Consider the following 21450-nt stretch of genomic DNA (forward strand, 5'->3'; position numbering starts at 1 on the left):
AATTCGAGGAGAGCGGGCAGATGAGCAAATTCTGGAGCCCCTTCGTCAAAGACCTGGTGCCATACGTACCGGGTGAGCAGCCCAAGCTGAGCAAGCTGGTCAAGCTCAACACCAATGAAAACCCCTACGGCCCGTCGCCCAGGGCCATCGCCGCCATGGGCGAGGCGCTCAACGACGACCTGCGTCTGTACCCCGACCCCAATGGTGATCGCCTGAAGCAGGCAGTCGCCCAGTTCTACGGCGTAAAGGCCGCTCAGGTATTCGTCGGCAACGGTTCTGACGAAGTGCTGGCCCATGCCTTCCACGGCCTGTTCCAGCACGGCAAACCGTTGCTGTTCCCCGATATCAGCTACAGCTTCTACCCGGTCTACTGCGGCCTGTATGGCATTCAGGCCGAACCGTTGGCGCTGGACGAGCAGTTCCAGATCCGCGTCGAGGATTATGCGCGGCCCAACGGCGGCATCATTTTCCCCAACCCCAACGCCCCCACTGGCTGCCTGCTGGCCCTGGAAGCCATCGAGCGGTTGCTGCAGGCCAACCCGGATACCGTGGTGCTGGTGGATGAAGCCTATATCGACTTCGGCGGCGTCTCGGCCATCGGCCTGGTCGACAAGTACCCGAACCTGCTGGTCACCCAGACCCTGTCCAAGTCACGTTCCCTGGCGGGCCTGCGGGTTGGCCTGGCGGTCGGGCACGTGGACCTGATCGAGGCGCTGGAACGGATCAAGAACAGCTTCAACTCCTACCCGCTGGACCGTATTGCCATCGCCGGTGCTGCGGCTGCGTTCGAGGACCGCGCCTACTTCGAGCAGACTTGTGCCGCGGTGATCGACAGCCGCGAAAAGGTCACCGCTGGTTTGCAGGCACTGGGGTTCGAGGTGCTGCCTTCGGCTGCCAACTTCATCTTCGCCCGTCATCCGCAACGTGATGCTGCCGGTATCGCGGCTGCACTGCGTGAGCAGGGCGTGATCGTGCGCCACTTCAAGCAGGCGCGCATCGCCCAGTTCCTGCGTATCAGCATCGGTTCGCCGGAGCAGAACCAGGCGCTGCTGGAGGCCCTGGCGGCGCTCTGAGGTTTGCGGGCAGCATGAAAAAGCCAGGGCAGATGCCCTGGCTTTTTCGTTTTAGTGTCGGCGCCGGCTTGGTCTCGAACGGCAGTACGCACCACCGGTGTTGCCATCGCCATTCGCCGCGAGGTCGCGGCTCCTGCAGCTGCGTAGGAGCGTCGCCCACGGCGCGAATCGGGCGATGGAACCTCAGGCTCGATGCCGCTGACCGGCTCGAGCGTCGACCATCAGTGATGATGCCCCTGGCCGATGAACGTCAGCGAGGTGAAGTAGCCACGGCTGTCGATATCGGCGTCACCTTTCACCGGCTGGCTGGCCTCGGCGGCGATGATGTTCAGGCCTTCGTTGCGAATCACCACATGCGCTTCGCCCTTGGCATTGGTGGTGGCGCTGACCTGATCCGGTGCACTGCGATAGTCGCCGATCAGCTTGATGTCGGCAGCTGGCTTGCCGTCGACCAGCACACGGACCGGCAGTGGCTTGCCGACACCGACTTCGATGGGGTCGGCCAACGGCACGATCACCATGCGCAGGTCTTTGAGGTCAGGCAGGCGGGCACCTTCCTGATAGATGGCCAAGCTGTATTTGTAGGTATGCAGTGCTTCCACGGCGTTCGGGACGTGGCTGCGGCCCTGGTTGATCCATTTGCCATCCGCGGTCTTCGACCAGGCACCATTATCCAGCGCCACGGCCAGCGACGCTGGTGCGCTCAGCGGCTTCAGGCGGGCGTGGTCGGCGAGGCGCTCGATGGTCACCGGAATGCTCTTGCCGGCGCCATTGAAGGCCCAGGCGCGGCTGACCTTGTCGGCCTTGAACGCGTCGTCTTCGGCACCGTGGCCGTAGACCACTTCGATATTGCCGCGACGTTGCTCCGTCCACAGGCCGTGGGCGCCGGCTTGGCCGGCGACGACCAGAAGTGCCAGTAGAGCGGCGGTTTTGCTTGAGATGCGCATGATGCGTCCTTTCGATCAGAGGTTGAGAGTCAGGCTGACGCTGACATTGCGAGGTTCGCCCGGAACTACCCAGGCGCTGTTGAACGAGCGCTCGTAGTATTTGCGGTCCAGCAGGTTGTTGAGGTTCAGGCCCACGGTGACTTCTTCGCTGGCCTTGTAGTGGGCCAGCAGATCGACCGTGCTGTAAGAGGGCAGGGTGAAGTTGCTACCCGCCTGGCCGGAGCGCTCGCCGACGTAGTTGAGGGCTGCGCCGATGTCGGAGCCGCGCAGGGCTCCATTCTGGAACTCGTACACACTCATCAGGCTGGCGCTGTTGCGAGCGATGCCGAGCAGGTCGCTACCTTTCGGCAAGGCCGCGTCGCCTTTGGTTACCTCCGCATCGATGTAGGCGTAGGCACCGATGACCCGTACGGCATCGCTCAACTGGCCGCTGAACTGCATGTCGAGACCCTGGCTGCGTGCTTCGCCGGCGGCAACGCTTTCGCCCAGAGCATCGGTGGTGATGACGTTTTCCTTGTCGATCTGGAACAGCGCGATGGTCGCGCCGAGGCGTCCGTCGAGCAGGTCGAGTTTCACCCCGGTCTCGTAGCCCAGGCCCTTTTCCGGTTTGTAGACCTGGCCCTGTGTGCCAATGCTGTTGGGTTTGAACGAGGTCGAGGCATTGGCGAATACGCCGACCTGCGGAGTCAGTTGATAAAGCAGGCCGAGGCGCGGTGTAGCGACGTCCTTTTCCTGGCTGTTGCTGACGCGCGTCGCACGGTTCAGTGAGGTCTGTTCAACATGCTCCAGGCGTACTCCGACCAGACCACGCAGGCGCTCGGTAAAGGCGATCTGATCCTGAAGGTTCAGGGCGTAGCTTTCGGTGCGCTCGTGGAAGTCGTTGGCACGGGTCAGCGCTGGCTTGGCCTGGCCGTACACCGGGTTGTAGATATCCAGGCCGTAGCTCAGCAGGGTCGCGCTCTGTGGATACTTCTGACTGTTGCGGTAGTTCTCGTACTCCAGGCCAATCAGCGTCTGGTGCTGCCAGCCGGCGAACTCGAAATCACCATGCAGTTCGGCCTGGGTGATGTTGTCGTTCCACTCGAAGTCACGCTGGCGATAGAAGCGGCTGATAGTGGTGCCCACCAGTGCCTGAGGTTCCGAGCTGTTTCCCTGCAGTGTGCCCTGGGTGTAGTGGTTGGCCAGGCGCAGCTTCCAGGTGTCGTTGAGGTAGTGCTCGAGGGCCAGATCCAGGGTCTGGTTGTCATTGCGAATTTCGCCATCGTTGGGCTCACCGACGTAGGTCGAGCGTTTGACCGAGCCCAACTGACCGTTCACGGCCGGGATGCCGCGGTCGAACACGGATTCGGTGCGCGAAAACTCGGCATCCAGCATCAGCCGGGTGTCCGGGGAGATCTGCCAGCTCAGTGACGGGCTGATGATGCGTCGCTCGCTGGTGACGTGATCGCGGAAGCTGCCGTTGTCCTCGATGGCCATGTTGACCCGGGAAAGCAGGCTGCCGTCTTCGGTAAGCGGAGTGTTGACGTCCAGGCTGCTGCGGTAGCGGTCCCAGCTGCCGGCACTCAGCGAGAGGGTGGTGAATGCTTCTTCTTGCGGACGTTTGGTGACGATGTTGACCAGGCCGCCAGGGTCGCCGCGGCCATAGAGACTGGCAGCGGGGCCCTTGAGAACCTCGATTCGTTCGATGTTGGAGGTGTCCGGCGAGCTGTAGCTGCCGCGGTTGATCGCAAAGCCGTTCTTGTATAGCTCGCCTGTGGTGAAGCCCCGTACGCTGTAGTTGAGGAAGGTCAGCCCGCCGAAGTTGTTCTGCCGCGAAACGCCCCCGGCGAAGTCCAGCGCGCGGTCGATACGCGTGGTATTGAGATCCTTGAGCACCTGAGCCGGTACCACCTGAATGCTCTGTGGGGTATCGCGGATGTCGGTGTCGGTGCGGGTAGCCGTTGCCGATCGTGTGGCGCGGTAGCCCTGTACCGGGCCGTCGGCGGACTCCTGGCGATGTTCGGCGTTGATCACGCTCTCATCCAATAGCAGCGTGTCGGCGTTTTCGGCGTACGTGGGGATGCTCAGCAGGCTGAACGGTAGGCTGGTTAGCAGGGCGAGGGAGCGACGCAAGATGCAGGTCCTTGGCAGGTTAAAAACGTAATAACATTACATTTTAATGCTGTCAGGTTGCAACTACAGGTTGCGATATCGCTAGCTGTGTCTTATTCGGGGAGTTGCGCTGTACCGGTCTTCAGGCCGAAGCCAAGCGGTAGATGTGGCAGGTCAGGGAGGGCTGGGCGAGCGGCCTTTCACGTTCAGCGTTCCTGGCCGACCGCCGCTCGGTCACGCGATACCTATCGCTGCAACGTTTAGTTGCTGTTGGTCGCGACGGGAGGGCGCACGCCGATTTCAGCGCTCAGTTCCATCATCTTGCCGTTACGCATGACTTCGATGCGAATCGTCTCGCCCGGTTTGGCGCGCGCGACCTGGTTCATCGAGCGGCGGGCATCGCCGGCGGGTTCGCCATCGATCTTGAGAATCAGGTCATTGGGCTGCAAACCGGCCTTCTGCGCCGGGCCGTTGCGGTAGATGCCCGCGACGATGATGCCCTGACGGCCTTCGAGGCCGAAGGATTCGGCCAGCTCCGGGGTCAGCGGCTGCACCTCCAGGCCCAGCCAGCCGCGAATCACCTGGCCATGCTCGATGATCGCCTGCATCACTTCCATCGCCAGCTTCACCGGGATGGCGAAGCCGATGCCCTGGGATCCGCCGGACTTGGAGAAGATCGCCGTATTGATGCCGACCAGATTGCCATAGGCGTCGACCAGCGCACCGCCCGAATTGCCGGGGTTGATCGCCGCGTCGGTCTGAATGAAGTCTTCGTAGGTATTGAGGCCCAGCTGATTGCGCCCCGTGGCGCTGATGATGCCCATGGTCACGGTCTGACCAACGCCGAACGGGTTGCCAATGGCCAGGGTGACATCACCGATGCGGATATTATCGGAGCGCCCCAGAGTCATCGCCGGCAGGTCCTTGAGGTCTATCTTCAACACCGCCAGGTCGGTTTCCGGGTCGCTGCCAATCACGCGGGCCAGGGTTTCACGGCCATCCTTGAGCGCTACCACGATCTGATCCGCGTTGGCGGTCACGTGGTTGTTGGTCAGCAGATAACCCTCGGGGCTCATGATCACCGCGGAGCCAAGGCTGGACTCCATGCGCCGCTGGCCAGGCAGGCTGTCACCGAAGAACTTGCGAAACTGCGGGTCTTCGATCAGCGGGTGGGTCGGTTTGCTCACGTACTTGGTGGTGTACAGGTTGGCCACCGCTGGCGATGCGGTGTTCACTGCACTGGCGTAGGAGGCTGGGCCCTCCTGGGTGCGTGCATAGGCGGGCGCCTGGCGGAACTGCACATCATGCATCGGCAGGCCCACCAGTTGCGGGTACTGCTGCATGATCAGCAACGACACCAGAATGCCGACCAGTAGTGGCCAGCCGAAGAAACGCAGGGCCTTGAACATCTATCCAATCCTGAGGGTTGCGAGGCCCTGATCGGGCCCTTAAGGTGCGCCATTATAGAGAACCGCGCCAAGAAAGCAGCGGTTCGCAACAGCTCGTGAGGAAACTGTATGGCCATTGCTCTGACGACCCTGGTGGAAGACGCCGAACGCTATCTCGGCGCTTCACGCATCAGCGATTATTGCCCCAACGGCCTGCAGGTCGAAGGGCGGCCACAGGTGCAGCGCATCGTCAGCGGCGTGACCGCCAGCCTGGCGCTGATCGAAGCTGCCGTCGAGGCCCGTGCGGACGTGCTGCTGGTGCACCACGGCTACTTCTGGAAGGGCGAGAACCCCTGCATCACCGGGATGAAGCAGCGCCGTCTGAAAACACTGCTGGCCAATGACATCAGCCTGCTGGCCTATCACCTGCCGCTGGATGTACATGCCGAGGTGGGCAACAACGTGCAGCTCGCCCGGCAGTTGGAGATTACCGTCGAGGGCCCGCTGGAACCGGACAACCCACGTACCGTCGGCCTGGTCGGTTCGCTGGCACAGCCCATGAGTGCCCGGGACTTTGCCCGCCGCGTGCATGACGTGCTGGGGCGAGAGCCATTGCTGGTGGAGGGCGAGGGAATGGTCAGCCGCATTGGCTGGTGTACGGGGGGCGGGCAGGGTTACATCGATCAGGCCATCGCCGCGGGCGTCGACCTCTATCTGACCGGAGAAGCCTCCGAGCAGACCTATCACAGCGCCCGGGAAAACGCTGTCAGCTTCATCGCTGCCGGGCATCACGCGACCGAGCGTTACGGCGTTCAGGCGTTGGGTGACTACCTGAGCCGGCGCTTCGCCATCGAGCACCTGTTCATCGATTGTCCGAATCCGATCTGAGCCCTGAACGGTAACCGGGCACTAGGCGCCCGGTTACCGTAGTGGGGGTGAGACTCAGAAGTCGTAACGAACCTTGGCACGCAAGGTGTCGGCATCGAAGCCCGAACGGCCGACGTGCTCATAGCCCGCACCGAGGCTCAGCGCCCCGACGCGGTAGTTGAGCCCCAGGGTCGCTTCGTAGCTGTCACGCGCCGGCTTGGCGCCGTTGCTCACGAACGACGAGCCGCCAAGCAGGTAGGACGAGGTACTGCTGACCTGATCGGCTGCGAAGTCGTGATAGGCCATCAGCTTCAGTTCCGGTTCCAGCGTGCCCTGGCCAACGGAGAACTGGCTGGCCAGACGCGCACCCGCGCCCAGTTCGATCACCTCGTTGCGCTGGCTGGAGACGTCCAGTGCCGCGGCCGAGCCTTTTTCACGGTAGCTGTCGATGTCCAGTCGGCTGTAGCGTGCTGCCACGCGAGGCTCCAGGGTCAGCGGACCGGCACTCAGGCCGTACCCGGCTTCCAGGTTGAGGCCGAGCGACTTGCTGTCGAAGTCACCTTTGGCACGGGTACCGGCAATGTTGCGCTTGCTGGTGTTGTCGTGGAAGCCGTAGCTGATGCTGGAGTCGACGAAGAACTGGCCATGCTCGAAGCCCGAGTAGAGGCTCAGCACCTGGCTGTCGATGTCGGACTTGTTGCCGTTGCGGCCTGTCACGCTGGTGTCCAGGTTGCTGTAGGCGACGCCCAGCGTCCATTGCTCGTTCAGCTTGCCATCCACACCGAGGCTGAGCCCGCGGCTATCGGCATCGTAACCGGCGATGCCGTCACGGCGACCCTGACGCAGGTCCGTGTCATGACCCTGGGCCCAGAATCCGCCCTGGCTGAGCGGGGAGCCCGAGGATTCGCCGCGCAGTGCCGAGGTACGGGAGCCCACGGCGCCCGAGACCAGATTGTGCGTGGCGCGGGTGGCGGCCTGGAGGGCACCATCGGCTTGCGGTGCGAGCTGCTCGCTCAGTGTCGCGAGCTGAGCGTCGTCGGCGTTGGCGAATGCCTGGAATACAGGATCGTCGTTATCCAGCTGCCCCATGACACTTGCATAGAAGGGCTGGAAAGCGCGGCTGGCATTCGGGCTGCTGCCAGCATGCTCGATGAGCTCACCGGCTTGCTGGCCTGATACGGTGCTGACTGTTGCCAGAACTTCGGTGTCCGTGACTCTGGATGCGTTGATCGTCAGTAGGGGGGAGCTGCTGACAACCTGCGGACCTGCGCCGTCATACTCGAGTATTCCGGCTTCGATTAGTTTGTACTCCTTGCCAGAAGCCCGAAACGCTTCAGATGTCGGGCGCAGAGCGATGCTGCTCGTAGGAGCAAAGTAGGCGTCGTCGCGCACCGTGACAATGGCACGGTTGGGATCAGTCGCTTCGCTGAGGTTCAGCTGCAGCACGGTGCCCCTGTTCATCTCCATATAGCCATCCAGGGTGACGTGAGGTTGAGTCAGCGTCAGGTGGCCGGCCGTGCCGAGAGGACTATCCTCGGCGTTATATACATCCACGCCGCCGAATCTGAGTGCATCTATATGGGTACCCTCGAAGACCGCTGTACCCGTCACATCTATGTACGACACGCCCGAGATGTTTCCTTTGATCGTTCCACCCGCCAGTCGTAGACGAGATGGTGCTGTACCCTCCGAATAGATCGCATACTGGCCGCCCTCGATCAGGCCACCGTTCTGCTGGATCACAGGAATGTTGAATTGTGCACTGCTGGGATAGTTGAGATAGATGCCAACACGCTCGCCACTGACAGTGCCGCTGTTGACGATATCGCCACCGATGCGACCACCATCGACATAGATACCTACAGAGTCGGCGCCCTTCGCTGAAATCGTACCGCTGTTATCGAGAGCGCCACCAATCTGCCCGTGAGAGATCTCGATGCCACGTGCAGTTGCGCCATCCTCGGCCACTGCGGTCACGTCGATGGTGCCGCTGTTGAGCAGGTCTCCACCGATGCGCGCCTTGTTGTCATCACCGTCATAGGCGCGAAGGTCGATACCGGTCGCTTCATAGCCGCTAACGGTAACGCTGCCGCTGTTGTTCAAGGTGCCGTGGACGATGCTGCTGCCAATGGTGATGCCGCCCGCTTCACTGAGATTGGAAGTATCGCCGATGCCGGTAATACCTATCGCTCGGAGGGTTCCAGCGTTGGTCAGTTCAGCCAATTCGCTTTGAAAATTGACCAAAATAGCGTTGGCTTCATCACCGGTTGTCTCGATCACGCCGCTGGCAGTGTTTTCCAGCTTGGCGCCGGACAAGTCGCTATTGCTCAGTGCGATGCCTCTGGCAAGGTCCGTGCTGGATACCTCGATCCGACCGCTGTTGCTCAAGCTGTTGCCCAGGCTCGTTTCATACAGGGCCAGCCCAGCGGGCATCGCGTTGTCCAGCCCTTGGCTCAAGGGGTGGAGGAACTGGCTATTGCGGATGTTGATAACCCCTTCGTTGCTGATCCCGCCGCTGATTCGTACATGACTGGCGTTGATACCGACGGCAGCGAAACCGTCGGTAATCAGGCTGCCTCTATTGACCAGGGCACCGTCGATTGTCACGTCATCATTCGGGCCTCGGCCCAGGGTGACCGGCCGCGCATATTGGGCCTGGTCATTCTCGGCGCCAGTGGCAATGATCGTGGCATCGAGCGTCAGGTCGCCCTGCACATGGGTACCTGGCTGCAGCGTGATTGCACTGGCTGGAGTGGTCAGTTCACCGCTGATGGTCAGGCCGTCTGCAATGACCTCGTTACCCCAGCTCTTGGGGCCGTCGTCGATCTGGTAGGTTTCTGCCTGGACCGAAAGGCTGGCGGTGGTGATGGCAATAGCGAGAAGGGAATAGGACAAAGGGCTAGATTGCATGTGGCTCTCCTTGAGCGCGGCAGCTGGAATCCAATGGCGCGGCGAGCTGGGAGCTCGCTCCCCGGTAGGCGAGGTTGCGTTGTGGCGTAGGTTGGTTTGCAGCCACGTGAGTGTCAAGGCTTTGACGTGCGGAGTGCTTTGCGCTTCGCAAAACCGGAAGAATCCACTTCTCATTTTGAGGCAGGCGGGGTGTGACCCGAGCCTGACGTTTCGAACGATTGTTCGTATTGCCGGCAGCGATGGGCAGCCTGTTTCAGTGGAATAAAGCTAGATCGTTTCGATCTAAGTGCCTCCCTGAATAGAATGAGGCGCTGTGCTAGAGTGCGCGCTCGTCCAAGGCCCGCCGGCCTGAATAAAATACCGTGATCCCGTGAGTAGCCATGCTCGACAAACTGACGCACTTGAAACAGCTCGAGGCGGAAAGCATCCACATCATTCGTGAAGTGGCCGCCGAATTCGACAACCCGGTGATGCTCTATTCCATCGGCAAGGATTCCGCCGTGATGCTGCATCTCGCGCGCAAGGCCTTCTTCCCCGGGAAGCTGCCTTTCCCGGTGATGCACGTGGATACGCGCTGGAAATTCCAGGAGATGTACCGTTTCCGCGACAAGATGGTCGAGGAAATGGGCCTGGATCTGATCACTCACGTCAACCCTGACGGCATCGCTCAGAACATCAATCCGTTCACCCACGGCAGTGCCAAGCACACCGATATCATGAAGACCGAGGGCCTCAAGCAGGCGCTGGACAAGCATGGTTTCGATGCGGCTTTCGGCGGTGCCCGCCGTGACGAGGAAAAGTCCCGGGCCAAGGAACGTGTCTATTCGTTCCGCGACAGCAAGCACCGCTGGGACCCTAAGAACCAGCGCCCGGAGCTGTGGAACGTCTATAACGGCAAGGTCAAGAAGGGCGAGTCGATCCGCGTGTTCCCGCTCTCCAACTGGACCGAGCTGGATATCTGGCAATATATCTACCTCGAGCAGATCCCGATCGTGCCGTTGTACTTCGCCGCCGAGCGCGATGTCATCGAGAAGAGCGGTACGCTGATCATGATCGACGACGAGCGCATCCTCGAGCACCTCAGCGATGACGAGAAAGCGCGCATCGAGAAGCGCAAAGTGCGTTTCCGTACCCTTGGCTGCTACCCGCTGACCGGCGCCGTGGAGTCCGAGGCGACCAGCCTCACCGACATCATCCAGGAAATGCTCCTGACCCGAACTTCCGAGCGCCAGGGCCGCGTGATCGATCACGACGGTGCCGGTTCCATGGAAGAGAAAAAACGTCAGGGGTACTTTTGATATGTCGCACCAATCCGAACTGATCAGCGAAGACATCCACGCCTACCTGGCGCAGCACGAGCGCAAGGAACTGTTGCGTTTCCTGACCTGCGGCAATGTCGACGACGGCAAGAGCACGCTGATCGGCCGCCTGCTGCACGACTCCAAGATGATCTACGAAGACCATCTGGACGCCATCACCAAAGACTCGAAAAAAGTCGGCACCACCGGTGAAGACATCGACCTGGCGCTGCTGGTCGACGGCCTGCAGGCCGAGCGCGAGCAGGGCATCACCATCGATGTCGCGTACCGCTATTTCAGCACCACCAAGCGCAAGTTCATCATCGCTGATACCCCCGGCCATGAGCAGTACACGCGCAACATGGCAACCGGCGCCTCCAACTGCGACCTGGCGATCATCCTGATCGACGCCCGTTACGGCGTGCAGACCCAGACCAAGCGCCATAGCTTCATCGCCTCGCTGCTGGGCATCAAGCACATCGTCGTCGCCATCAACAAGATGGACCTGAAGGGCTTCGATGAAGGCGTGTTCGAGCAGATCAAGGCCGATTACCTGTCCTTCGCCGACAAGATCAACCTCAAGCCCACGTCGCTGTTCTTCGTGCCCATGTCGGCGCTCAAGGGCGACAACGTGGTCAACAAGTCCGAGCGCTCGCCGTGGTACAGCGGCCAGTCGCTGATGGAAATTCTCGAGACCGTGGAAGTGGCGGGTGACCGCAATTTCGATGATCTGCGTTTCCCGGTGCAGTACGTCAACCGCCCGAACCTGAACTTCCGCGGCTTCGCCGGCACCCTGGCCAGTGGCATCGTGCGCAAGGGTGACGAAGTCATCGCCCTGCCATCGGGCAAGGGCAGCAAGGTCAAGTCCATCGTCACCTACGAAGGCGAGCTGGAGCAGGCCGGTCCAGGCCAGGCGATCACCCTGACTCTGGAAGACGAGATCGACGTATCGCGCGGCGACATGCTGGTGCATGCCGACAACCGTCCCCAGGTGGTCGACAGCTTCGATGCCATGCTGGTGTGGATGGCCGAAGAGCCGATGCTGCCGGGCAAGAAGTACGACATCAAACGTGCCACCAGCTACGTGCCGGGCTCCATCGCCAGCATTGCCCACCGGGTCGATGTGAACACCCTGGAGGAGGGCGCTGCGAGCAGCCTGCAGCTCAACGAAATCGGCAAGGTGAAGATCGCCCTCGATGCGCCGATCGCCCTGGATGGTTATGCCCACAACCGCACCACCGGTGCCTTCATCATCATCGATCGGCTGACCAATGGCACCGTCGGTGCCGGGATGATCATCAGCGATGCGCGCGTTTCCGGTTCCGGCCACCACAGCGAATCCGGCCATGTCTCCACCGAGGAGCGTGCATCGCGGTTCGGCCAGCAACCGGCCACCGTATTGTTCAGCGGCCTGTCTGGCGCGGGCAAGAGCACGCTGGCCTACGCGGTAGAGCGCAAGCTGTTCGACATGGGCCGCGCGGTGTACGTGCTCGACGGCCAGAACCTGCGCCACGACCTGAACAAGGGTTTGCCGCAGGATCGTGCCGGGCGTACCGAGAATTGGCGTCGTGCCGCCCACGTGGCGCGTCAGTTCAACGAAGCCGGTCTGCTTACCCTGGCCGCTTTCGTGGCGCCTGATGCCGAGGGGCGCGAGCAGGCCAAGGCGTTGATCGGTGCCGAGCGCTTGATCACCGTCTACGTGCAGGCTTCACCGCAGGTGTGTGCCGAGCGCGATCCGCAAGGTCTGTATGCGGCGGGCGGCGATAACATCCCGGGTGATTCCTTCCCCTACGATGTGCCACTGAACGCGGATCTGGTGCTCGACACCCAGAGTCTGTCGGTAGACGAGGGCGTCAAGCAGGTGCTGGCCATCCTGCGTAGCCGTGGCGCTATCTGACAAAGGCAGCTGCAAGTGCCAAGCTTCAAGCCGCAAGTAAATGAAGTACGGTTTAACCGTCCTTGCTTTGCTTAATGCTTGAAGCTAAAAAAATGCCCGCTCTCCTTGGAGGCGGGCATTTTTCATTGCGGGCGGCTGGATCAGATGCCGTTACCGCGGGCGCGTTCGCGCTCGTTGGTTTCCATCTGCTCGCAGGTCAGGAAGCCTTTGCTGTCGACGCGATCGGCGGAGTTGAAGGCAACGTAGTAGGGCTGCTCTTTGCCGTCACGGTTGAGCACGTAGTTGTTGCAGGTGCCCGGAAGAAGCGTGCGGGTCATTTCCGAGGAGGGTGGGCCGCCCAGTTCCAGAACGGTCGACTTGCTCATGTCCTTCTCGACCTGCTTGACCAGCGGCTCGTTGCGGTAGGTGATGTGGTCGACCGGATTTTCCGGCTTGCCGGCACAACCGGTAAGGACGGCCAGAACGCATGCGGCACCCAGACTTTGCTTGAACATGGTGTATTTCCCTTGTGATGAACCTGACCATTTTTTCGAGCCTGGCGGGTGTGGATAAGTTCGTCCTAAATCACCCGGGGTTCGCTTTGGTCATGCCCGCATGGCATTCACGGGCCACAGCGGGCGTTCATTCAGGGCTGCGGCGCTCAGCGCTCGGTTGCCGGCTGTTGCAGGCTGCTGTCCACGGCTTCGCCCAGAATGGGCGCCGGGCCGCGGCTTGGCAGGGCAAGCGCATTGGCGCTCAAAAGGCTCAGGGTCAGGACGATGGTCAGGGCTTTCATGGTGTACCTCTTTCTCTCTGCATACGGTGTTTCACGGAACCATGCTAAGGGCGAGGCAGTCAGGGATGAAGTCGACTGTCTCGATAGTGGCCATCGACAATCATGATGTGCTTTCCCTGGCGTTCCCCCGATGCTGTCTTTCGCCGGGTGGCGCCCCTCCATGGAGACTGAAATGGGTCATCGTGCAGTTCCCCGGTATCCACTGGTGCTGGTTCCAGGCTTTCTGGGTTTCGTCAGCCTGTTTGGTTTCGAATACTGGTATGGCATCGTCACAGCCCTGCGCAACCAGGGTGTGGACGTCTATCCGGCGCGTTTGTCGGCGGTACATGCCACCGAGCTTCGTGGCGAACAGTTACTGCTGCAGATCGCCGAGGCGCGGCGCCGCAGTGGTGCGGAAAAGGTGCATTTGATCGGCCACAGCCATGGTGCTCTGGTGTGTCGCTACGCCGCTGCGCACCGGCCGGAATGGGTGGCGTCGGTGACTTCTCTGGCTGGCCCGCATCAGGGGTCCGAGCTGGCCGACCACATCGAGCGCAAAGCTGCACCGGGCAGCCTGCGCGGCACGCTGCTGCAGCTGGGCGTGCATGTGCTGGCACGGCTGGTGACACTGTTCGATAGCGGTGCTCGCGGCGCGAGCATGCCGATCAATGCCACCGCCGCCCATCGTTCGCTGACCACCGAGGGGGTCGGCATCTTCAACCACCAGTATCCGCAGGGCCTGCCATCGGTCTGGGGCGAAGAGGGGCCGGAGGAGGTCAATGGCGTGCGCTATTACTCCTGGTCCGGCACCTTGCAGCCGGGGATTACCGATCAGGGTGGCAACCGCCGCGACCTGTCGAACTGGTTCTGCCGCCGTTTCGCGCGAACCTTCGTACGTGAGGCCGGGCAGTGCGACGGCATGGTCGGTCGTGTCAGCTCCCATCTGGGCAAGGTGATTCGCGACGACTACCCGCTGGATCATCTGGATATCGTCAATCAGCACTTCGGCCGTGCCGGCGAGGGCGTCAACCCGGTCAGCCTGTACATCGAGCACCTGCGCAGGCTGCACGACGCCGGGCTGTAGCTCTGCCGGCGCCGATGCCCAGGCATCTCTCAGGGCCGTGACGCGAGAACCTGGCCTGGCCCCAGGCTTACTGCTCGGCCTGCGCCGCCTTCAGGGTCTCATGGGCCGGTGCCGCGTAGATGCCCACTTCCACCGCCAGCTCCAGCACCCGTGGCAGATCGCTGGTGTACACCAGTACGGCTTGCAACTCATCGTCCAGCGGTTCGCTGAAGTCGACCAGCACGTAGCCCTGGGTTTCCTTGGACAGACTGCTCAGTTGCACCTGAATGCGGTTCAGGGCCTTCAGTGGCTCGACCTTGTGCAATTGCTTGGCGGTGAGGACGAAGCTCACTTCCGGGCCGAACGATTCGGTGATCTGGCGAAACAGCTCATCGTAGCTGTCGGCCTGGAACAGCACGGTGTCGGGCAGGTTGCCCACCACCATCCATTCACCCAGCGGGATGGGAAAGCTGTCGTCGTAGTTGATGTCCGGGTTGGCCGCCAGAAATGCCTGTGGGTCAGCGTAGGCCTGGGCAGCCTCGTCCGCGATACGGGTGATTTCGTCCTGCGGCAGGCAGCCCGAGCTGATTTTGCCGATGAGTTCTTCGAGCTGGGCGCGCATGGCAGATTCCTGATCCTGGGTTGTGGGCGCAAGGCTGCCCTTTACCGGCGATCAGCGCAACTGACTTTCCGCCAGGTTACGTGTCCGCGGGATGCGGGTTGCATCCCAGTGGCGTGCGCTCCACAGCAACAGCTCGTCGGCGCTGGCGTCCGCGAGCTCGCTCGGCGCCTGCTGGCCCAGCGCGCGCAGGGCGCGAATCAGCAACGGGGTGGCCTGATCTTCAGGCAGGGGCGGTGAGCGATAGGATTTGCCGAGCTTGTGGCCATCGGGCTGGATGATCAGCGGTACGTGCAGGTAGCGCGGCTGAGAGAGCCCGAGCAATTCCTGCAGATAGAGTTGCCTTGGCGTCGAGTCGAGCAGGTCGGCACCGCGTACCACGTTGTTGACGCCTTGCCAGGCATCGTCCAGCACCACGGCGAGCTGGTAGGCGTACAAGCCATCACGACGACAGATGACGAAGTCGCCAACCTCCTGGCCCAGGTGCTGGCTGTATTCGCCCTGTACCCGGTCGATGAAGCGATAGACCAGCTGTGGCACGCGCAGGCGGATAGCGGCGTCATGGCGGCCATGGCCGGCATTGCCGCAGTAGCCCGGATAGACGCCGCCGCTGCCTTCCAGTTTCTTGCGTGAGCAGGTGCAAGCGTAGGCCAGGCCCTGATCGAACAGGCGCTGCAGCAGCGCTTCGTACTCGGCATGGCGCTCGCTCTGGCGAACCAGTTCGCCGTCCCAGTGCAAGCCGTAGCGTTCGAGGGTCTGCAGAATCGCGCTCTGTGCGCCGGGGACTTCCCGGGGCGGGTCGAGGTCTTCCATGCGCAGCAGCCAGCGGCCGCCGACGGAGCGGGCATCGAGGTAGGAGGCGAGGGCAGCGACCAGCGAGCCGAAGTGCAGATAGCCACTGGGCGTAGGGGCGAAGCGACCGATATAGGGGGTGTTTTGCATGGCGGGGTGTTTGGCAGGGCGAAACGAAACGGGGCGCCTGAGCGCCCCGTTGTTCGATCGACTCAGGAGCCGACCTGTTTTTCCTTGATTTCCGCCAGGGTCTTGCAATCGATGCAAAGGGTGGCGGTTGGGCGGGCTTCCAGACGGCGGATGCCGATCTCGACGCCACAGGAATCGCACCAGCCGTAATCTTCGTCCTCGATCAGTTGCAGCGTTTCGTCGATCTTCTTGATCAGCTTGCGCTCACGGTCGCGGGCACGCAGTTCCAGGCTGAACTCTTCTTCCTGGCTGGCACGGTCTGCCGGATCCGGGAAGTTGGCTGCTTCGTCCTGCATGTGGTGCACGGTACGATCGACTTCCTGCATCAGCTCCAGCTTCCATTTGTTCAGGATGCCGGTGAAGTGGGCGCGCATCGCCTCGCTCATGTACTCCTCGCCCTTGGTTTCCTTGTAGGGTTCGAAGCCACGAATCAATTGGCCGTTTGTTGCTTTTGCTTTGATGGGCATGGATGACCGCCTCTCACTCTCTCTAATCCACCGCGCAGGGAATGTGTCCGTTGCCGTTTACAATAACGGCCCTGCGACTGCAAGCCGGCGAACTTACCAGATCGACTCAAGCCGCGCCACTCCCGGATGTCGTGGTTATGCGTCTTGGTCCGATAGAGCGTTGCCAGCGGCTTTGCCAGGGCGCTACGGGCTTTGTCTATCTGCCGAACGGATGGCTGCAATCGCAATGTAAACACGTGTTTCAGTGGTGCGTTGGCACGGTATGACCGGGCGGCCCTGATAGAATTCCACCTTTAATAGGTTTCCCAAGGCATTTCCCCATGGCCCAGCTCTACAGCGCCCGCAGTCGCGCGATCGAACCGTTCCACGTAATGGCACTGCTGGCGCGGGCCAATCAATTGCAGGCCGAGGGCCATGATGTCATTCATCTGGAAATCGGCGAGCCGGACTTCACCACCGCCGCGCCCATCGTCGCGGCCGGGCAGGCTGCACTGGCGGCAGGCCATACCCGCTATACCGCCGCTCGCGGCTTGCCCGCCCTGCGTGAGGCAATCGCCGCTTTCTATGCGCAACGCTACCGGCTGAGCATAGACCCACAGCGCATCCTCATCACCCCGGGCGGCTCCGGTGCGCTGTTACTGGCGGCCAGCCTGCTGGTCGATCCCGGCAAGCATTGGCTGTTGGCCGACCCGGGCTATCCCTGCAATCGGCATTTTTTGCGTCTGGTGGAAGGCGCTGCGCAGTTGGTACCGGTCGGGCCCCAGGAGCGCTATCAGCTGACCGCTCGGGCGGTTGCCGATTGCTGGAACGCCGACAGTGTCGGCGCCTTGCTCGCCTCGCCTGCCAACCCCACCGGCACCTTGCTGAGCGCTGCAGAGCTGGCGTCGCTTTCCCAGGCGCTCAAGGCCCGTGGTGGTCACATGGTGGTGGACGAGATCTATCACGGCCTGACCTATGGCGTGGATGCCAGCAGCGTACTGGAGGTGGATGACGACGCCTTCGTGCTCAACAGCTTCTCCAAGTATTTCGGCATGACCGGCTGGCGACTGGGCTGGCTGGTGGCGCCCGAAGAAGCAGTGGGGGATCTGGAAAAACTGGCGCAGAACCTCTACATCAGCGCGCCGAGCATGGCCCAGCATGCCGCGCTGGCCTGTTTCGAGCCGCAGACCCTGGCGATTCTCGAAGAGCGCCGTGCCGCCTTTGCCGAGCGCCGTGACTTCCTGCTGCCAGCGCTGCGCGACCTGGGCTTCGGCATCTCCGTGGAGCCGCAGGGCGCCTTTTATCTGTATGCCGATATCAGCGCCTTCGGTGGCGATGCCTATGGGTTCTGCCAACACTTTCTGGAAACCGAGCATGTCGCGTTCACCCCGGGCCTGGACTTCGGTCGTCATCAGGCAGGGCATCACGTGCGCTTCGCCTACACGCAGAGCCTGCCGCGCCTGGAGCAAGCGGTCGAACGCATTGCCCGCGGCCTGAAGACGTGGAGCGCCAATGCGATTTGATCCGCCGCTCGAAGAAGGTCGCCTGCTGCGTCGCTACAAGCGTTTTCTCGCCGACATCGAAACCGCCAGCGGCGAACTGCTGACCATCCACTGTCCGAACACCGGCTCGATGCTCAACTGCATGAGCGAGGGCTGCCGGGTCTGGTTCAGCCGCTCCAGTGACCCCAAGCGCAAGCTACCGGGCACCTGGGAGATCGGTGAAACGCCCCATGGTCGGCTGGCCTGTATCAACACCGGGCGTGCCAATGGGCTGGTCGAGGAGGCGCTGCGCGCCGGGGTTATTTCCGAGCTGGCGGGCTTCACCGCGCTGCGCCGTGAGGTGCCTTATGGCGTGGAGCGCAGTCGGGTGGACTTCTGCCTCGAATACGCCAGCGGTGTGGCTTTCGTCGAGGTGAAGAGCGTGACCCTGGGCTTCGCCGACAGTGCCGTGGCGGCCTTCCCGGATGCGCGTACCGAGCGCGGCACCAAGCACCTGCGTGAGCTGGCCGCCCTGGCGCGCAGTGGCGTGCGCGCGGTGCAACTGTATGGCGTGAACCTGTCGGGTATCGAGGCGGTGCGACCTGCCGGGGAAATCGACCCGGCCTACGCGGCGGCCCTGACCGAGGCGGTGCAAGCCGGTGTCGAGGTGCTGGCCTACGGTGTGGATATCTCGCCGCAGGGCATCGAGGTGGTACGGCGCCTGGATGTAGTGCTGGCGTGAGAGTGCTCCCTCCAGGCGACGACGCTGCGTTCGCGTCAACATGCCTCCGTGGCCGGGCCTCGAGCGAAGCGATACCCGGGTTCTGACCTACAGATCGACCCAGATCCCGTCCGTATCCTCTTTGCTGTTGATCACGTGCAGAGCATCGCCCTCGCAGGGCCCGGCCACGCACTCGCCGGACTCGATCAGGAACAGCGCACCATGCCGGGCGCATTGAATCAGGCTTGCGCTGGGGTCGAGGAACTGGTCCGCCTGCCACTCGAGCGGCACGCCGCGATGCGGGCAACGGTTGCGGTACACGAACACCTCGCCGCCCTTGCGTACGGCGAACAGCTGCGTACCTGTAACGGAAAAGCCCCGGCTTTGAGCTTCCGGAAGCTCGTGCGGGGCGCATAGACGAATCATCGAAGTCTCCAGGCCTGAGCGGGGATTATCCCGGATCGGCCTGGCGATGGAAGGGGGCGCGCGTCCTTGCGCGAATGGGCTCAGGTTGCGCTGTTCATATTTCCCAGATCAGGTTGAAGGCTGCGTGGCGTCCCGGTTGGGAATAGCGCCCGAGGCTCGAGCTGTTCTCGGTAAGGCTGCGTACGTCGCCCCATTGCCAGTATTGCTTGTCCGTCAGGTTGAACAGGCCCGCGTTGACCGATACGCCGGAACCGATATTCCAGTAAGCGCTGAGATCGAGGGTGCCGTAGCCCGAGGGCTCGAACTGGTTGGCGATCTGCGTTTGGTCGACACGCTTCTTGGCGGCCGCCACCGTCCAGGTCAGCTCACCGCCGAACTGGCCGCTCGGCGCATCGTAGCCAAGGCCGAGCACCGCCTTGAGCGGGTCGACGCTATTGATCGGTTGCCCGGTTGCCTCGTCCTTGCCGCGTGCATAGGCGATGGCGCTACGCAGATGGCTGCCGGCAGGCATGCCGAAGCTCTCGAGCAATAGCTCACCGCGGGCCTCCGCACCACGGATCGTGACGCGATCAAGGTTCTGATACTGGAAAGTCATGCGTCCGGCGCCGGTCGGGTCGCTGGCCAACGTCATCTGCTCGATGAAATCATCGTAACGGTTGTAGAACAGTGCCACACCGAAGGCGCCGCTATCGTACTGACCGCGCAGGCCGATCTCGTAACTGTCGCTGGTCTCCGGTTTCAGGCCGGGGTTGGCGATGGTCTGGTAGTTGCGGGCGAAGTTGATGAACTCGCCAAAGATGTCCACGGGATTCGGCGCTCGGAATCCTGCCGCGTACTGACCGTAAACGCTGTGGGCATCGTCGATCTGATAGGTGATGCCGAGTTTCGGCGAGATGGCCTCGTCCCGATAGTCCGATGGGTTGCGGTTCACCGGTTGGCTGTTCAGATAGTGCTGAGTGACCTTCGGTTTCATCTCGTAGTGGTCGTAGCGCAGGCCAGGCAGCAACGTCCAGCGGCCTATCTCGATATTGTCCTGAACGAAGAACGCATATTCGGTCGAGGTCGGATCCGGGAAGTCGCTGAGCGGGAAAGTCTCGTCGCCAGGAATCGCCGGAACCGGCAGGCCGCTGCTGGCGAACACTTCACGGCCTTTGCGCAGGTCACTGCTCTCGAGGCGCTTGAAGTCGAAGCCATAAATGAGTCGATGGTTGGCCGGGCCGGTCTCGAAGGCCTTGTCGAACTTGGTGTTGAAGGCCCAGAGATCTTCCTGATAAGTCGAGTCTCGGCTGCGCTCACGCAAGCTGCCGCCGCTGAAACGCTGCTGGTAAGTGCGCTGACGGATCTGGCTTTCCTGATAGCTCAGTTGCCATTCGACATGATCACTGAGCGCAGTATCCAGAGCGAAGCTGTGCAGCAGGCTGATCCGGTCGCGATCGGTGTTGTCGGTTGCATCGGAGGTGCGCACGGTGGCCGCGGTGCTGTATTCGCTGAGCACCCTGGTGTCGGCATCGTCCTCGTAACGCTCGTAAGTCAGTTGCAGGCGGTCGTCGTTGAGGTAATTCCAGCCGATCTTGGCGAGCAGGTTGTTGGCCGTGTAGTCCTGATGGTTGGCCTCTTCACGGCTGGCACCTATCCCGCTTCGGCCTCCGTAGGTGTCGAGGGCCTGGCCGTCACGCCTGCCCAGGTGCAGCAGACCATCGAGTGAGCCCTGGCGGGCGGCCAGCGTCGCACTGCGCGACCAGCTGTCGTCTGCCCCGTCGTAGCCGGTCTTGAGGCGGGCATAGGTGTCGTCGCCGGCTTCGAGGTAATCGGCGGCATCCTTGGTCAGGAAGCTGACCGCACCGCCAATGGCATCGCTGCCGTACAGCGAACTGGCCGGGCCGCGGATGATCTCCACACGCTTGAGGGTATCCGGGTCGACATAATTGCGCCGTGCGTCGAGGAATGGCCCGAAGGTGAAGGCGTCCGGCATGGGCACCCCGTCCACTTGAGTGAGGATGCGGTTGCCGCCGATGCCCCGGATAGTGAAGCCTGACAGTCCGAAGCGACTGCCCGTGCCGCTGACCGAAACACCCGGTTCGTAGCGGGTCAGGTCCTTGATGTTCTTCACCGTCTTGCGGTCGATATCCTGTTCGGTAATCACCGACACGGTGTTGGGAACGCTGTTGGTGCTCTGTTCCGTGCGGGTCGCACTGATCGTGGTCTGGTCCAGTTGCAGGGTCTGTGCGCTGACCAGTGACGGTCCGAGCAACAACAGGGCCAGGCATGAGCGAAGCGGGAAAGGCGGGGTGGGCGACATGCGGTTCTCCTCGATCATGTCGAACAGCGGATAGGCAGGGATGACATATTTAATGCTAGTGATTATCGTTTGTAAACGAGACTTCATGACAATTAAGATGATTTAATATTTGCGCCGTTTCGCTCTCGGAACGGGGCGTTTACCCTTTTCCAGTCTGCGGTTTCCCTCGCCTGGTCAGCGGGGCTTGCA

Annotated in this window: 18 protein-coding genes; 7 read left to right on the forward strand and 11 right to left on the reverse strand. The window is 62.0% G+C overall.

All coding sequences use genetic code 11. The annotated features are described in order from the left end of the window. The first annotated feature begins 20 nt into the window (after positions 1-20). Complete coding sequence (gene hisC / locus FHR27_RS25720; RefSeq protein WP_042554823.1) at positions 21-1073, forward strand: histidinol-phosphate transaminase; 1053 nt, start codon at positions 21-23, stop codon at positions 1071-1073. A gap of 221 nt (positions 1074-1294) precedes the next feature. Here hisC and FHR27_RS25725 read toward each other — a convergent pair whose 3' ends face one another. The 3 genes from FHR27_RS25725 to algW form a co-directional block, all read right to left on the reverse strand. After that, a complete protein-coding gene (locus tag FHR27_RS25725) occupies positions 1295-2020 on the reverse strand; it encodes a DUF4198 domain-containing protein (protein WP_042554824.1) in 726 nt (241 codons plus the stop codon). Positions 2021-2035: 15 nt separating this feature from the next. Beyond that, positions 2036-4114 (reverse strand): TonB-dependent siderophore receptor, encoded by a 2079-nt coding sequence (locus tag FHR27_RS25730; RefSeq protein ID WP_179540165.1) that lies wholly within the window; start codon positions 4112-4114, stop codon positions 2036-2038. Positions 4115-4371: 257 nt separating this feature from the next. Beyond that, complete coding sequence (algW, locus tag FHR27_RS25735) at positions 4372-5520, reverse strand: Do family serine endopeptidase AlgW (protein WP_042554825.1); 1149 nt, start codon at positions 5518-5520, stop codon at positions 4372-4374. A gap of 108 nt (positions 5521-5628) precedes the next feature. On the opposite strand from algW, the gene FHR27_RS25740 reads away from it, so the two are divergent. After that, entirely contained in the window at positions 5629-6387 is a 759-nt protein-coding gene (locus tag FHR27_RS25740) for a Nif3-like dinuclear metal center hexameric protein (RefSeq protein ID WP_042554826.1), read from the forward strand. Between the two features lie 54 nt (positions 6388-6441). Here FHR27_RS25740 and FHR27_RS25745 read toward each other — a convergent pair whose 3' ends face one another. Then, a complete protein-coding gene (locus FHR27_RS25745) occupies positions 6442-9276 on the reverse strand; it encodes an autotransporter family protein (protein ID WP_179539918.1) in 2835 nt (944 codons plus the stop codon). 380 nt (positions 9277-9656) lie between these two features. Between FHR27_RS25745 and cysD the strand changes: the two genes are divergently transcribed. Both cysD and cysN read left to right on the forward strand, forming a co-directional pair. Further along, entirely contained in the window at positions 9657-10574 is a 918-nt protein-coding gene (cysD, locus tag FHR27_RS25750) for a sulfate adenylyltransferase subunit CysD (protein ID WP_179539919.1), read from the forward strand. Between the two features lies 1 nt (position 10575). Continuing rightward, positions 10576-12471 carry a sulfate adenylyltransferase subunit CysN gene (gene cysN / locus FHR27_RS25755; RefSeq protein WP_179539920.1) on the forward strand — a complete coding sequence of 632 codons (1896 nt, stop codon included), beginning with the start codon at positions 10576-10578 and terminating at the stop codon, positions 12469-12471. Between the two features lie 140 nt (positions 12472-12611). On the opposite strand, the gene osmE is transcribed toward cysN, so the two are convergent. Next, complete coding sequence (gene osmE, locus FHR27_RS25760; RefSeq protein ID WP_042554829.1) at positions 12612-12965, reverse strand: osmotically-inducible lipoprotein OsmE; 354 nt, start codon at positions 12963-12965, stop codon at positions 12612-12614. Positions 12966-13111: 146 nt separating this feature from the next. Continuing rightward, a complete protein-coding gene (locus FHR27_RS27070; RefSeq protein WP_257026990.1) occupies positions 13112-13246 on the reverse strand; it encodes a hypothetical protein in 135 nt (44 codons plus the stop codon). A gap of 172 nt (positions 13247-13418) precedes the next feature. On the opposite strand from FHR27_RS27070, the gene FHR27_RS25765 reads away from it, so the two are divergent. Then, entirely contained in the window at positions 13419-14309 is an 891-nt protein-coding gene (locus FHR27_RS25765; RefSeq protein ID WP_042554830.1) for a lipase family alpha/beta hydrolase, read from the forward strand. Between the two features lie 67 nt (positions 14310-14376). On the opposite strand, the gene FHR27_RS25770 is transcribed toward FHR27_RS25765, so the two are convergent. The 3 genes from FHR27_RS25770 to dksA all read right to left on the reverse strand — a co-directional run bounded on the left by FHR27_RS25770 (position 14377) and on the right by dksA (position 16355). Further along, positions 14377-14910, reverse strand: a complete 534-nt coding sequence (locus FHR27_RS25770; RefSeq protein WP_042554831.1) for a hypothetical protein — start codon at positions 14908-14910, stop codon at positions 14377-14379. A gap of 51 nt (positions 14911-14961) precedes the next feature. Continuing rightward, on the reverse strand, positions 14962-15849 hold the full coding sequence (gene gluQRS / locus FHR27_RS25775; protein WP_179539921.1) for a tRNA glutamyl-Q(34) synthetase GluQRS: 888 nt from the start codon (positions 15847-15849) through the stop codon (positions 14962-14964). Positions 15850-15911: 62 nt separating this feature from the next. Continuing rightward, a complete protein-coding gene (dksA, locus tag FHR27_RS25780; RefSeq protein ID WP_042554833.1) occupies positions 15912-16355 on the reverse strand; it encodes an RNA polymerase-binding protein DksA in 444 nt (147 codons plus the stop codon). A gap of 320 nt (positions 16356-16675) precedes the next feature. On the opposite strand from dksA, the gene FHR27_RS25785 reads away from it, so the two are divergent. Both FHR27_RS25785 and sfsA read left to right on the forward strand, forming a co-directional pair. Beyond that, positions 16676-17857, forward strand: coding sequence for a pyridoxal phosphate-dependent aminotransferase (locus FHR27_RS25785; RefSeq protein WP_179539922.1), 1182 nt, complete (start codon positions 16676-16678; stop codon positions 17855-17857). After that, a complete protein-coding gene (sfsA, locus tag FHR27_RS25790) occupies positions 17847-18557 on the forward strand; it encodes a DNA/RNA nuclease SfsA (protein ID WP_042554835.1) in 711 nt (236 codons plus the stop codon). Before FHR27_RS25785 ends, sfsA begins: the two co-directional genes overlap by 11 nt. Before the next feature lie 87 nt (positions 18558-18644). Here the strand turns inward: sfsA and FHR27_RS25795 are convergent, their stop codons facing one another. Then, positions 18645-18962, reverse strand: a complete 318-nt coding sequence (locus FHR27_RS25795; protein WP_179539923.1) for a Rieske (2Fe-2S) protein — start codon at positions 18960-18962, stop codon at positions 18645-18647. A 94-nt stretch (positions 18963-19056) separates the two neighbouring features. Beyond that, positions 19057-21261, reverse strand: coding sequence for a TonB-dependent hemoglobin/transferrin/lactoferrin family receptor (locus tag FHR27_RS25800; RefSeq protein WP_179539924.1), 2205 nt, complete (start codon positions 21259-21261; stop codon positions 19057-19059). Positions 21262-21450: the final 189 nt, after the last annotated feature.

Origin of the sequence: Pseudomonas flavescens (assembly GCF_013408425.1) — a bacterium.
GTDB lineage: Bacteria > Pseudomonadota > Gammaproteobacteria > Pseudomonadales > Pseudomonadaceae > Aquipseudomonas > Aquipseudomonas fulva_A.